The sequence below is a fragment of the Micromonospora sp. NPDC048835 genome (assembly GCF_040649995.1).
GTDB lineage: Bacteria > Actinomycetota > Actinomycetes > Mycobacteriales > Micromonosporaceae > Micromonospora.
On sequence record NZ_JBEZGM010000004.1, the window covers coordinates 25,151 to 37,889 of the forward strand.

General features: G+C 73.2%; 13 protein-coding genes. 10 read left to right on the forward strand and 3 right to left on the reverse strand.

What is annotated here, in order from left to right:
* Positions 1-126 precede the first annotated feature (126 nt).
* The 3 genes from AB0C15_RS06660 to AB0C15_RS06670 all read left to right on the forward strand — a co-directional run bounded on the left by AB0C15_RS06660 (position 127) and on the right by AB0C15_RS06670 (position 1,987).
* Positions 127-747: an L-threonylcarbamoyladenylate synthase gene (locus AB0C15_RS06660; RefSeq protein WP_357349399.1), complete on the forward strand. Its 621-nt coding sequence runs from the start codon at positions 127-129 to the stop codon at positions 745-747.
* Between the two features lie 93 nt (positions 748-840).
* Positions 841-1,386, forward strand: a complete 546-nt coding sequence (locus AB0C15_RS06665; RefSeq protein WP_357349401.1) for an RNA polymerase sigma factor — start codon at positions 841-843, stop codon at positions 1,384-1,386.
* Between the two features lie 43 nt (positions 1,387-1,429).
* Positions 1,430-1,987, forward strand: a complete 558-nt coding sequence (locus tag AB0C15_RS06670) for a hypothetical protein (RefSeq protein ID WP_357349403.1) — start codon at positions 1,430-1,432, stop codon at positions 1,985-1,987.
* 25 nt (positions 1,988-2,012) lie between these two features.
* Here AB0C15_RS06670 and AB0C15_RS06675 read toward each other — a convergent pair whose 3' ends face one another.
* Both AB0C15_RS06675 and AB0C15_RS06680 read right to left on the reverse strand, forming a co-directional pair.
* Entirely contained in the window at positions 2,013-3,188 is a 1,176-nt protein-coding gene (locus AB0C15_RS06675; RefSeq protein WP_357349405.1) for a low temperature requirement protein A, read from the reverse strand.
* 56 nt (positions 3,189-3,244) lie between these two features.
* Positions 3,245-4,810, reverse strand: coding sequence for a protein kinase (locus tag AB0C15_RS06680; protein WP_357349407.1), 1,566 nt, complete (start codon positions 4,808-4,810; stop codon positions 3,245-3,247).
* Positions 4,811-4,930: 120 nt separating this feature from the next.
* Between AB0C15_RS06680 and AB0C15_RS06685 the strand changes: the two genes are divergently transcribed.
* The 7 genes from AB0C15_RS06685 (at position 4,931) to AB0C15_RS06715 (ending at position 11,332) form a co-directional block, all read left to right on the forward strand.
* Positions 4,931-5,515, forward strand: coding sequence for a hypothetical protein (locus AB0C15_RS06685; RefSeq protein ID WP_357349409.1), 585 nt, complete (start codon positions 4,931-4,933; stop codon positions 5,513-5,515).
* A gap of 323 nt (positions 5,516-5,838) precedes the next feature.
* Positions 5,839-6,180 carry a PadR family transcriptional regulator gene (locus AB0C15_RS06690; RefSeq protein WP_357349411.1) on the forward strand — a complete coding sequence of 114 codons (342 nt, stop codon included), beginning with the start codon at positions 5,839-5,841 and terminating at the stop codon, positions 6,178-6,180.
* Positions 6,177-7,127: a permease prefix domain 1-containing protein gene (locus AB0C15_RS06695; protein WP_357349413.1), complete on the forward strand. Its 951-nt coding sequence runs from the start codon at positions 6,177-6,179 to the stop codon at positions 7,125-7,127. The genes AB0C15_RS06690 and AB0C15_RS06695 overlap by 4 nt, the downstream gene beginning before the upstream one ends.
* Before the next feature lie 121 nt (positions 7,128-7,248).
* On the forward strand, positions 7,249-8,586 hold the full coding sequence (locus AB0C15_RS06700) for a sensor histidine kinase (protein ID WP_357349415.1): 1,338 nt from the start codon (positions 7,249-7,251) through the stop codon (positions 8,584-8,586).
* A complete protein-coding gene (locus AB0C15_RS06705; RefSeq protein WP_357349417.1) occupies positions 8,583-9,299 on the forward strand; it encodes a response regulator transcription factor in 717 nt (238 codons plus the stop codon). The genes AB0C15_RS06700 and AB0C15_RS06705 overlap by 4 nt, the downstream gene beginning before the upstream one ends.
* 81 nt (positions 9,300-9,380) lie before the next feature.
* Positions 9,381-10,274: an ATP-binding cassette domain-containing protein gene (locus tag AB0C15_RS06710; RefSeq protein WP_357349419.1), complete on the forward strand. Its 894-nt coding sequence runs from the start codon at positions 9,381-9,383 to the stop codon at positions 10,272-10,274.
* Positions 10,271-11,332 (forward strand): ABC transporter permease, encoded by a 1,062-nt coding sequence (locus AB0C15_RS06715; protein WP_357349421.1) that lies wholly within the window; start codon positions 10,271-10,273, stop codon positions 11,330-11,332. The genes AB0C15_RS06710 and AB0C15_RS06715 overlap by 4 nt, the downstream gene beginning before the upstream one ends.
* 187 nt (positions 11,333-11,519) lie before the next feature.
* On the opposite strand, the gene AB0C15_RS06720 is transcribed toward AB0C15_RS06715, so the two are convergent.
* Positions 11,520-12,548: a peptidoglycan-binding protein gene (locus AB0C15_RS06720; RefSeq protein WP_357349423.1), complete on the reverse strand. Its 1,029-nt coding sequence runs from the start codon at positions 12,546-12,548 to the stop codon at positions 11,520-11,522.
* Between the last annotated feature and the right edge of the window lie 191 nt (positions 12,549-12,739).

Here is a 12,739-nt window from a genome sequence, read left to right on the forward strand (position 1 = left end):
GGATCTTGTTGGTCGGAGCCGACCGGGACCTACCCTACCGAGGTGATCTCGGCGGCTCCACCGTCCGCGCCGACAGCCGTGGCCCTCGTCTCCCACCCGGTCGCGGTTGCGCCTAGGCTCCCCAGAATGGCGAGGTACTACGACGTACACCCGGACAACCCGCAGCCCCGGATCATCGGCCAGGTCGTCGAGCTGATCCGCGGTGGTGGGCTGGTCGCCTACCCGACGGACTCCTGCTACGCGCTCGGCACCGGACTGGGCAACCAGGAGGGGCTGGACCGGATCCGGCAGATCCGACACCTCGACGATCGGCACCACTTCACACTTGTCTGCCACGACTTCGCGCAGCTCGGTCAGTTCGTCCAGATCAGCAACGCGGTCTTCCGCCTGGTGAAGGCGTCCACCCCGGGCAGCTACACCTTCATCCTGCCGGCCACCCGGGAGGTGCCCCGGCGGATGCTGCACCCGAAGAAGCGGACGGTCGGCGTGCGGGTACCCCGGCACACCGTCACCCAGGCGCTCCTGGCCGAGCTGGGCGAGCCGCTGGTCTCCAGCACCCTGGTCCTGCCCGGCGACGAGGAGCCGATGACCGAGGGCTGGGAGATCAAGGAACGGCTCGACCACCAGCTCGACGCCGTGCTCGACGCCGGCGAGTGCGGCCGGGAGCCGACCACCGTGATCGACCTGTCCGGGCCCGAGCCGGAGATCCTGCGCCGGGGCGCCGGGGACGTGTCCCGCTTCGAGTAGTGGTCCGCGTCGGGTGCCGGACGCTTCGGGGCCGCTGCGGGGTCGCCGGTCGTACGCTCAGGGATCGGCACCGGCGAGCATTGGACACCCGGCATGCCCGACGCTGACGACATCGACGCCCTGGCCCGGTCCGCCGCGCACGGCGACCCGGCCGCGCTGGACGCCCTGCTGCTCGCGGTGCGCCCGGAGGTGCTGCGGTTGTGCGCCAGGTTCCTGCCCAACCGGGAGGACGCCGAAGAGGCCTGCCAGGACACGCTGCTGGCGGTGGCCGGCGGCATCACCCGGTTCGAGGGGCGCTCCTCGTTCCGCACCTGGCTGCACCGGTTGGCCGCCAACCGGGCCCGCTCCACGTACCGCACGCTGCGCCGCCGCTGCCGGCTGGAGGCCGGCGGCGTACCGGTGCCGGACCGGGCCGACCCGCGACGGACGAGCGTGGTCGCCGGCACCCGTCTCGACCTGCTCGACGCCTTCGACGCCGTCCACCCCGACCTGGCCGAGGTGGTCGCCCTGCGCGACGTGCTGGGGCTGAGCTACCCCGAGATCGCCGCTCTGCTCGACGTGCCGGTGGGCACCGTGAAGTCCCGGTTGCACCTGGCCCGGCGACAGGTCCGAGAACAGCTCGGCGCCGGATCGGGCTGAGTCGGCGTCGGCGATGGCATCGACGATCGGGGAAGGGGGTCGGGTGGTTCCGCTGCGCCGGGCCGTCGGCCGCGTCGTCACCGCTCTCGCGGCCGTCGCGGCGGTCGCCGGCTGCGGCAGCGACGCGGTCTCGCCGCTGCCCGTACAGCCGCGTGGACCGTCCCCGTCGGCGTCGATGCTGCCGTCGGCGCCGCCCACGCCGTCGGTCACGCCTGGCACCAGCCGGTCGCCAACGCGGCCGCCGCCGGCCGCCGGACGGCCCGTGCCGGTGCCGCCCGCACCGACCAGGACCCGGGGTACGACCCAGCGGCCGACCACGCCACCGACCACTCCGACCAGCAGTTGTCAGGGCGCGGTCCGCTACGACCTGCCGGTGGCCGACACCGAACTGGAACTGCTGCGGTCGCTCTGCTTCGCCACCGGCGCGGTGCTGCGGATCCAGGGCATCGGGCCCGGTCTGGTCACCGTCGACCGGCCGGAGCTGGTCTCGCAGCACTACGAGGCCGGGGTGGTGGACATCCGGTTCGTCCGACCCGGCACCGTCGCCGTCACCATCCCCAAGGACGACCGCGCGCACACCATCACCGTGGTGGTCCGCTGACCGTCGGCCCTGGTGACGGCTGGCGTCAGGAGGTCACCGACGCCGGGGTGGGTCGGCGTCGCCGGCGGAGCAGTTCGCCGAGCGCCACACCGGACAGCACCAGGGCGGCCGCCAGGCCCAGTACCAGCCCGGGCAGGTGCGCGGCGAGCGGCGCGAGGGCGATCGTGGCCGCCACGCCGAAGACGTGCGACAGCGCCACCCGCCCGTAGACCTCGTGCTCCAGGAACGCCCGACCGCAGAGGAACAGCCCGGTGCCGCCCAGGATGAGCGCCGTCATGACCGAGCCCGGGCGCTCCCCCGGCTCCGCGATGATCCGCTCGACGCCGGCAGCCGTGCCCACCACGCCGGCCACCATCAACCAGTGCGCGTACGGGTTGGTCTGCACCAGCCGGGCCCGGTGCGGCGACGCCTCGATGGCCGTACGCAGGGTCGCCCCCGCTCCGCCGGCGTAACTCCACCACAGCACCACGGCCGTCAGGAACGCGGTGCCGAAGGCGGCTGCCCGGTCCGGCGTGAAGGGCGCATGGCTCAGGCTGAGGACGGTGACCAGGACGAGTTCGCCCAGGGTGAGGGTGTAGATCTGCTGGTACCGCTCGGCGAGGTGCTCCGGCGACACCGCGTACTGCGGCAGGGCCGCCCGTCCGGGGACGGGGAAGCGGAACCCGAAACCGACGTAGTCGACGGCCAGCGCGGCGAGCCACACACCGAGCCGCCAGCCGGGGTCGGCCAGCACACCGCCCACCAGCCAGAGAGCCCCCGCGCTGAGGGACCAGACCACGGCACGGAGGGAGCGCTCGCGCCCCTGACCACCGTGCTGCGACCGGACGAGCACCAGCCCCCGGCCCAGGTTTATCGCGGCCCAGGCCCCACCGAAAACCAGCCCGTGGTCGCTGAAGGCCGTCGGCAGTGCGGCGGACATCAGCATGACGCCGAACATGATGCCGAGGATCAGGTACGGAATCGGCCGCCTGCGCGGGCTGTAGGTGTCGGTGATGAGCGTCGTGGTCACCCACACCGCCCAGAGCGTCGAGAGGAGGAGCAGCGCCTGACCGAGGCCGATCCAGCTCTGCTCGGCGGCCATCTTCTGCGAGACCAGGGTCAGGCTCGCCACGAAGGCGAGGTCGAAGAAGAGTTCCAGCAGGTCCGCACGCTGCGGCCCACTCTTCACCCGGGTCAGCGGCCGACGCGGGTCCTCCGTCACGCTGACAGCCTCACACCGGGAGACACCCCGTCGGGGCCTTTTCCCGCAGCGGGCGGTCAGCGCACCCGCACGCCGGCGAGCAGAGTGTCCACGAACGTGGTGCCGGTGTCCGGCGGTGGCGTGATCTGCGCGTACACCAGGGCGGCCCGGCCGGGGTGCAGGGCGGCCGACTCGACGATGCGCGGCCGGCCCTGGTCGCAGCGGTACGCCACCACCGTCCACTCGACGCCCGCCTGGCGGGTGGTGCGGGCCGGTGCGGGCGTGCAGTCGCCGTGGGTGCGCTCGGCCAGGAACCCGGCGGGCGTGGCGCGGGCCGCCGTGCTCGCGGAGAGGCCCACGAACGCGCCGGGCAGTCGGGGGTCGGCGGCCCACCGGCGGGGTTGCGGCGACATCACCAGCGCCGGTTCCGGTTCGCCGTCGGCGTCGTACTGACCGGCCCAGGTGGCGCCCGCGGCGGACCAGCCGGCCGGCAGCGCCACGGTCAGCGGCCCGGTCGTGTACGTGGCACCGACCTGCCGAGTCGACCCGGTGCCGGCCGGTTCGGCGCCTACCGCGGCCACGGCGGCGACGGCCACGACCGCTACTGCGGCCCGCCGGATCCGGTGCCGGCGGCTCGGCCGAGGTGACGGCTCTCGCCGCGCCGCGCCGGACGACGCGGCCAGCCCCGCTGGACCGCTCGTGGTGGTCGACGCGGCCGGCCGTCGCGCCGGCGTGCTCGTGGTGGTCGGCGCGGCCGGCCGTCGCGCCGGCGTGCTCGTGGTGGTCGGCGCGGCCGGCCGTCGCGCCGGGGTGCTCGCGCGGGTCAAGGCGGCGCGCAGGGTCGTGGCGTCGGGGTAGCGGTCGGCCGGGTGCTGGGCGGTGGCCCGGGCGAGCACCGCCGCGACCGCCGTCGGCACGCCGTCCCGTAGCCGAATCTCCGAAAGGTCCCGACGCGGGCCGGGCCGGGCCGGGTTCGCGGGCGACGGACCGGGCCCGGCCGGGTTCGCGGGCGACGGACCGGTGGCGAGCAGTCGGATGCCGAGCCGGCCGAGCCCGTACACGTCGGCGCGGGTGTCCACCACCGCCCCCGGGTCGTCCTGCTCGGGGGCCATGTAGCCCGGGGTGCCGGCTCGGGCGGTCAGCCCGGAGGCGGCGGCGAGCGCCTTGGCGAGGCCGAGGTCGGCGATCAGCACCTGTTCAGCGTCCGGGCCGACCGAGCGGAACAGGATGTTGCCCGGGGTGAGATCGCGGTGCACGACGCCATGTCGGTGCAGCACGGCGACCCCGGCGCAGACCTCGCCGAGCAGCCGCAGCGCCGCCGGCACCGGAATCTCCGCAGCGGCCAGCCGGTCGCGCAGACTGCCACCGTTCGCCCAGGCCAGGACCGCGTACGGGCGGCCGTCCGGCAGTTCGCCGACGGCGTGCACCCGGATCAGCCGCTCGTGCTCCAGTCGGCGCAGCAACCGGGCCTCGTCCAGGAAGCGTTCCCGAACCCGCAGGTCGTGGCTCCAGTTCTCGGCCAACACCTTGATCGCCACGTGCGCGTCGAGGGCCGGGTCGTGGCCCAGCCAGACCGTCGCGAACGAACCGACGCCGAGCAGTCGCTCGATGGCGTAGGGCCCGATCCGCAGTGGAGCCGTCACCGTGTCACCTCCGGCGGGCGTCTCTCTGCACGGTAGACCGGCCCGAGCCGGAAGGTGACGAACCGTTGGCCCCGACGCGGTGACTAACAGGGCAGGAGTCCCATCACCGAAGGAGCCACCATGAACCGTCCCTCGATCCTCCTCACCACCGCCGCGCTGGCGCTCGGCACGCTCGCCCCGGTTACCGTCGCCGGCCCGGCGGCGGCAGCGCCACCGGCCGCGTCGGCGTACGGGCCGCACGCCGACGCGGTCGGGCACACCCACCCGCAGGTGCTCGGCGTCGCCGGTGCCGGGGTGTACCGGATCGGTGCCAGCCTGGCGGCGCTCACCGCGAACGGGCACATCGACTGGACCGCGCCGGGCTGCGGCTCGGTGGTGCACGCCGGCGCGACCGGTTCCTGGGCCGGCGTGCTCCTGCTGGCCTTTGAGAACGATCGGCTGGTGGAGGTCGGTACGGCCACCGCGCCGCCGCGGTCCCCCGCCGGCGCCGCGGTCGGCATGTCCTTCGCCGAGTTGGAGGCGATCTACGGCCGGCGGGGGTCGTTGATCCGCAACGACGCGGGCGACGCCGAGGCGTACCTGGTCCGGGTCGGGTCGCGGGTGGAGCTGTTCACCGGGCACCCGATCCGGCCGGGCGTGGGTTACTTCCAGGTCGGGCCGGCCAGCTTCGTCGAGCGGAACTTCCGGCAGGGCCCTTCCTGCTGAACGGGGCCCGTCGCGGGGCGTCCGGCGTTGGCCGGGCGCCCCGCGCGCGTCCTTTGCTCTGCTGCCCTGAAGGCGCCACGCGGCAGCACCACCTGAAGGCACCCGGCGGCACCACCCCGCGGCACCCACCCCGCGGCACCCACCCCGCAGCACCACCCCGCGGCACCACCCTGGCGCGTCCGCGGCAGCAGAGCAAAGGAGGGTGCACAACCACTGCGGGCCTGGCAAAGACGCGCGGGCAGACGAGCCGCGCCCAACATTCCCCGCAGACGCGACGTTATCTCCGTAGACAACACTGTGTGCCACACAGTATGGTGTGACACATGGCTAGCGAGGACGTTCTACGGACGCACCTACAGGAGTTGCGTCGAGGCACCGTCGTGGTGGCCAGCCTGGTCGCGCTGCGCCGACCGGACTACGGCTACGCACTGCTGCAACGGCTCACCGACCACGGCTTTCCGGTGGACGCCAACACGCTCTACCCGCTGCTGCGCCGCCTGGAGGACCAGGGGCTGCTGACCAGCGAGTGGAACACCGAAGAGAGCCGGCCGCGCAAGTTCTACCGGACCAGCGACGAGGGCGAGTCGATGCTGAGCCGGCTGCTGGACGACCTCGCCGCCGTGCAGACCTCCGTCACCGGGCTGATCCAAGGAGTGGACCGATGAACACCCTGACCGACCGCTACCTCGCCGCCACCCTGCGCTCGGTGCCCGCGCCGCGCCGTGAGGAGATCGCCACCGAGCTGCGCGCCTCCATCGACGACATGATCGAGGGTCGCACCGATGGCGGGCAGGACGCCACCACCGCCGAACGGGAGGTGCTCACCGAGCTGGGCAACCCCGACGTGCTCGCCGCCCGGTACGCCGACCGCCGGCTGCAACTCATCGGCCCGACCTACTACCTGCTCTGGCTGCGACTGCTGAAGCTGCTGCTCAGTTTCATCCCGGCGCTCGTCGGCACGATCGTCACGGTGGTCGAGGCGGCGGAAGGCAAGGGCTTCGGCGCCATCGGGCCCGGCATCGCGGCGGCCATACAGGTGGCCGTGCAGATCACCTTCTGGCTCACCCTGACCTTCGCCATCATCGAGCGCACCCAGACGCCCGTGGACCTGCCGGAGTGGACGGTCGACCAGTTGCCCGACGCACCGGTGCGACGGGGCATCCCCCTCGCCGACACCATCGCATCGGTGATCATGCTGGTGCTGACCATCGCGTACCTGCCGTTGCAGCACTACCACTCCTGGGTGAGCGGCACCGACGGCGAGAACATCGCGATCCTCGACCCGGCTCTGTGGTCGTTCTGGCTGCCGGCCCTGATCGGGGTGCTGGTCCTCAGCGTGGTCTTCGAGATCGTGAAGTACCGGGTCGACCGCTGGACCTGGCCCCTGTTCGGCACGAAGGTGCTGCTCGACCTGGCGTTCGCGGTGCCGCTGGCCTGGCTGGCGCTCTCCGACCGGCTGCTCAACCCGGCCCTGGCCGAGCGGCTGAGCTGGGTGGCGGAGGCTGAAAACCGGGACGCCATCGGCCTGGCCATCGCGGTGGGCGCCGCCGCGGTGGTGGTCTGGGACCTGATCGACACCGCCCGGAAGACCCGCCAGCAGGCGACCGCGTAAGCAATACCGGAGACGGCGGCCCGGCGCGTATCCCGCGCCGGGCCGCCGGCCGTCCACCGACCGGACCGGCGTCCGCCCGCCCGGTCGACGGGCCCGCCGGGCGGCGTGGCATCGTGCCTGGATGAGCGTGGCAGCGCGGCAGGAGTGGGCCCGACCGGGTCCGACGGCGGAACAGCGTCGAAACGACCTCTGGATCGGCCTGGGGATGACCGCGCTGGCGCTGGTCAGCCTGACCTTGGCCCGCAGCACCGGGGCGTTCCTGCTGGGCCCGCCGCCGTCCGGGCCGGAGCAGCTGTTCTGGACCGTCGCCGTGACCGTGCCGCTGATCTGGCGACGGCGGTGGCCGGGCGCGACCCTGATTGTCGTCGCGGTGGCGTTCGTCGCCGCGCAGGCCCGCTCGGCACCGGAGACCCAGTTCTCCGCGTGGGCCCTGTTCTGCACGCTCTACACCGTCGGCGCGTGGGGGCGGAACCGCCAACTGGCCCGCCGGCTGCGCATCGGCGTGATCGCCGCGATGTTCGCCTGGCTCGGTGTCTACTACGCGGTGATGATCGACCACATCCCGGCGAATTCCTTCGCCGACGCGGTCGGTCCGGTGCCGCCGAGACTCGCCATGGTGGTCACCGGCGTGCTGCTCAACGTGCTGGTCCTGGGGTTCGCGTACTTCTTCGGTGAGACCGCCTGGGTGGCCGCGCACCGCGAGCACGAGCTGCGCGCCCAGGCCGAGGACCTGCGCCGGTCGCAGGCCGCCGCCCGGGAACGGGCGGTGCTCGGCGAACGCGTCCGGATCGCCCGGGAGTTGCACGACGTGGTCGCCCACCACGTGTCGGTGATGGGTGTGCAGGCGTCCGCCTGCCGCCGGGTGTTCGACCGTGACCAGGGCAAGGCCCGCGCCGCACTGGCCGCCATCGAACAGAGCGCCCGCACCGCCGTCGACGAGCTGCGCCGGATGCTCGGCGTGCTGCGGACCACCGGCGGCACCGACGCCGCGCCGCCGGCGGCCGGCGGCGTCGAACGGATCGGCGAGCTGGTCGAGCGGGCCAGGGCCGCCGGCCTGGAGGCAACCCTCGGGGTGTACGGCGACCCGGTCGCGTTGCCCGAGTCGGTCTCCCAGACGGCCTACCGGGTGACGCAGGAAGCGGTGACCAACACCCTGAAGCACGCCGAGGCGGCTCTGCTCGACGTGCGGGTCCGGTACCTGGCCCGGGAGGTGGAGGTCGACGTGACCGACGACGGGCGCGGCGGTGGCCGCGCCGACAGCAACGGACTGGGCCTGCTCGGCATGCGCGAACGGGTCACCGCCCACGACGGCGACCTGGAGGCCGGGCCACGAACCGGCGGCGGCTGGCGGGTCCGGGCCCGCTTCCCCCTCGACGGGTCGGCGGACCACACGGTCAGCCCGCAACGGGAGCCGGCCGACCGGCGCCGGGCGGCAGCCGACGCGGAGTCTCCCGCGTGAGCGCGGCATTCCGGCACGCACCCGACGCCGACCCGACGGTGCGGGTGCTGCTCGCCGACGACCAGCATCTCGTCCGTACCGGCTTCCGGGTCATCCTGGAGGTGGAGGACGACATCGAGGTGGTCGGAGAGGCCGCCGACGGCGAACGGGCCGTCACCATGACCCGGGCCACCCGCCCCGACGTCGTACTCATGGATGTCGAGATGCCCGGGATGGACGGCCTGGAGGCCACCCGGCGGATCGTCGCCGACGGCCCCGGGGCGCCCGCGGTGTTGATCCTCACGACCTTCGACCGCGACGACTACCTGTTCGCCGCGCTGCGGGCCGGGGCCAGCGGCTTCCTGCTCAAGAACGGCACGCCGGAGGAGCTGGTCGAGGCGATCCGGGTGCTGGCCAGGGGCGATGGTCTGCTCGCCCCGGAGATCACCCGCCGGGTGATCTCCACCTTCGCCCGACCCGGCGACCCGGCGGGCACCGCCCACCGGGGCCCGGCCGCCGAGGCCGCGCTGGCCGAGTTGACCCCACGCGAGCGGGAGGTGCTGATGCTGCTCGCCGCCGGATCGAGCAACGCGGAGATCGCCGCGACCATCCACCTCGGCGAGGCGACGGTGAAGACGCACGTGAGTCGGGTGCTGGCCAAACTCGGCCTGCGCGACCGGGTGCAGGCGGTGGTGTTCGCGTACGAGAACGGGGTGGTCCGGCCCGGCGGATGACCGGCGTCCACCGCGAGGCGGACCCGTCCGCTCAGCCGCCGGGCGGACGGCGCGGTGACGTGATCGATCTAGCGTGAGCACGTGACCAGAACGCTTCGCCTGGACGGCGTCGACCGCAGCTTCGGCGACCGTCAAGTGCTCAGGAACGTGTCCTTCGAGGTGGCCGCCGGCCGGATGACCGGCTTCGTCGGCGCCAACGGCGCCGGCAAGACGACCACCATGCGGATCATCCTGGGTGTGCTCGCACCCGACGCCGGCGAGGTGAGCTGGGGCGGTACGAGGCTGACCCCGCAGGACCGCCGGCGCTTCGGCTACATGCCGGAGGAGCGGGGCCTCTACCCCAAGATGACCACCCGCGAGCAGGTGACCTACCTGGGCCGGCTGCACGGGTTGGACGCCGCCGCGGCACGACGGTCCACCGACACCCTGCTGGACCGGGTCGGGCTCGGCGCACGCGGCGACGACCTGCTGGAGACGCTGTCGCTGGGCAACCAGCAGCGCGCCCAGATCGCCGCCGCGCTGGTGCACGACCCCGAGGTGCTGGTGCTCGACGAACCGTTCTCCGGCCTGGACCCCCTCGCCGTCGACACCGTCGTGGCCGTGCTGCGGGAACGGGCCTCGGCCGGCGCGCCGGTGCTCTTCTCCAGTCACCAGCTCGACGTGGTGGAGCGCCTCTGCGACGACCTGGTGATCATCGGGGACGGGGTGATCCGGGCCGCCGGCAGCCGGCAGCAGCTACGCGACTCGTACACCGCGCCCCGGTTCGAGTTGGTCGTGGAGCACGACGCCGGCTGGGTACGCGACCACCCCGCGGTGACAGTGGTCGAGTTGGACGGCGCGCGGGTGGTCTTCGACCTGCCGGCCGGCACCGACGAACAACCCGTGCTGCGGGCGGCCCTGACGCGCGGCCCGGTCCGCGCCTTCCGCCCGGTCAGCCCCTCGCTCACCGAGATCTTCCGAGAGGTCACCCAGTGAACGTCACCCAGGCCACCCGGCTGGTCGCCGAACGCGAGATCCGGGTCAAGCTCCGCGACCGCACCTTCCTGTTCGGCACCCTGTTCTTCCTGCTGATCGCCGCGGCGGGCACCATCCTGCCGCCGCTGCTCTCCGGCGGGCCGGACAGCGTGGCAGCCACCCAGGAGGCCGCCGGGCCGCTGCGCGATGCCGGACTCGACGTCCGGGTGGTTGCCGACGACCGGGCCGCCGAGCAGGCCGTCCGCGACGGTGACGTGGACGCGGCTGTGGTCGCCGGTCCGAAGGTGCTCGCGATGGACGAGTCCCCCACCGACGTGGTCCAGGCGCTGAGCAGTTCGCCGCCCGTGCAACTGCTCGACCCGGACGCGGTCGACCCGGTGGTGGCGTTCCTGGTGCCGTTCGTCTTCGCGTTCGTCTTCTTCATCACCTCGCAGACCTTCGGCCTGCAGATCGCGCAGAGCGTCACCGAGGAGAAGCAGACCCGGATCGTGGAGATCCTGGTCGCCGCCGTGCCGGTGCGAGCGCTACTGGCCGGGAAGGTGGTGGCCGGTGGCATCCTGGCGTTCGCACAGATCGCGCTGATCGCGCTCGTGGCGGTGCTCGGCATGCAGATCGGCGACAGCGGCGGCCTGCTCAGCCTGCTCGCCCCGGCGATCGGCTGGTTCGTACCCTTCTTCCTGATCGGTTTCGTGCTGCTCGCCGCGATGTGGGCGGCGGCCGGCGCGCTTGCCAACCGGCAGGAGGATGTCGCCGCCGTCTCGACGCCGGTGCAGCTCGCCGTCATGCTGCCGTTCTTCGCGGTGATCTTCCTGAACGACAACGCCACCGCGATGCGGGTGCTGTCCTACCTGCCGTTCTCGTCGCCCACGGCCATGCCGCTGCGGCTGTTCACCGGCGACGCGGCCGGCTGGGAGCCGATCGTCTCACTGGTCCTTCTGCTGCTCGCCGCCGGCGCGTTCCTCCTCGCCGGGGCCCGGGTGTACGAGGGGTCGCTCCTGCGCACCAACGGCCGGACCTCGCTGCGTACCGCCTGGCGGGAGCGGGAGACGCTCGGCTGAATCGGCGATCGGCCGCCACGCGGGCGTCGGTGTCCTGGTCGGATGCCGGCGCCCGCCTGTCGTTCGGCACCGTTCCGCGCACTGTTCGGAGGCTGTGAACAGGCCGCCCGACCCTACGGTGAGCTGGTCCGCACAACGGCGACCTGGTCGTCGTCGAACCCGGGACCGGAAAGGCCCCCGATGTCCGCTACGCCTCGCAGTCCCAGTGGCCGAAGTCGCCGGTACGAGACCAGATCTCGCGCGCCGTCCCAATGTTCCACGCCGGATCCAGCGCGGTCCGACGGTCGGCGCCGAACCGGGACACCTCCATGTCGCTGAGCTGGAACAACCCCCAGCGACGCAACCCGTCCCCCACGACCTCGACCCGGTACGGGTCCAACCCGGACAGACAGCGCGCCACCCGCACCGCCCCCGTCGGGTCCTCCGGGAACATCTGCCGCAGGTGCTTGCCGATCCGCTCCCTGGTCCAGGTGGCGGGCACCTTGCGATCGCCGGACAACTCGTCGAACAACTGCGCGTCCGCGGTGCCACTGACCGGCAGGCCGCCGAACGCCTGGAACACCATCACCCGGCTGGTGGTGTCCGGGCCGAACCAGCCGTCCACCGGCATGGTGAGTCCACCGGCCACCAGGTGCTCCTGGAGGTTCAGCACGCACGGCCCGTACATGCCCTGGCGCAGCACCGCCGGGCAGCCGTCGGTCGGCGAGCTGCTGACCGGGGGGCTGGCCAGCGGTCGTAACGCGCCGGCCGCCCCGACCATCAGGACGCCGAGCACCGCCAGCAGCGCCAGCCGAAGCCAGCGGCGGGCCGGCCAGGGCGCACCGGGTCGCGGCGGGATCGGGCTTACGCTCGGGCCGGTGGTCCCCGGATCGGCAGTGGACGGCTCGGCAGGGGTCTCGGCCTGGTCGCTCTCCCCTCTCGCCTGCTCACCGAGGCGGGCCTCGAGATCCCGCCGAGTCTCCAGCCACCTCTCGACCTCGACCTCCGCCGTACCGCAGGCCGCCAGCAGCGCGACGACGGTGCGCTCCCGGGGCAGCGTCGTCCGCCCCAGCATCGTCGCGAGGGTGCTCGGCGGCAGCCAGTGACCGGCCGCCGAGGCGCGTTGGGTGATCTCCCGATAGGTCAGGCCGGAACGCCACCGCACGTCCCTGAGCAACGCCACGTACTCCCCCGCCGTGGTCACCTGTGACACCGGATTCCGGGCAGTGTCATCCATCGAGTCTCTCCGTGTGGTCGACGTGGTCGAGCCCGGACCGGTGCCGGCGCGAGCCCGTCGGCCGTACAGCGGTCAGCGGCGCGGCCATCGGGAAGGAACGCTAGACAGGCTGGTGGGCGAGAACAATGCCCCTGTTCGCCGCGCTGCGCTGTCCGGGCAGCTCAGAGCGGCCTGTCCGGATCCTGTCCGAC

What these genes read in the sequence shown, in the direction of transcription:
- AB0C15_RS06720 (WP_357349423.1), bottom strand. Translation starts at nt 12,548, where the DNA reads ATGGATGACACTGCCCGGAATCCGGTGTCACAGGTGACCACGGCGGGG.
- AB0C15_RS06690 (WP_357349411.1), top strand. Translation starts at nt 5,839, where the DNA reads ATGGCTAGCGAGGACGTTCTACGGACGCACCTACAGGAGTTGCGTCGA.
- AB0C15_RS06685 (WP_357349409.1), top strand. Translation starts at nt 4,931, where the DNA reads ATGAACCGTCCCTCGATCCTCCTCACCACCGCCGCGCTGGCGCTCGGC.
- AB0C15_RS06665 (WP_357349401.1), top strand. Translation starts at nt 841, where the DNA reads ATGCCCGACGCTGACGACATCGACGCCCTGGCCCGGTCCGCCGCGCAC.
- AB0C15_RS06700 (WP_357349415.1), top strand. Translation starts at nt 7,249, where the DNA reads ATGAGCGTGGCAGCGCGGCAGGAGTGGGCCCGACCGGGTCCGACGGCG.
- AB0C15_RS06695 (WP_357349413.1), top strand. Translation starts at nt 6,177, where the DNA reads ATGAACACCCTGACCGACCGCTACCTCGCCGCCACCCTGCGCTCGGTG.
- AB0C15_RS06660 (WP_357349399.1), top strand. Translation starts at nt 127, where the DNA reads ATGGCGAGGTACTACGACGTACACCCGGACAACCCGCAGCCCCGGATC.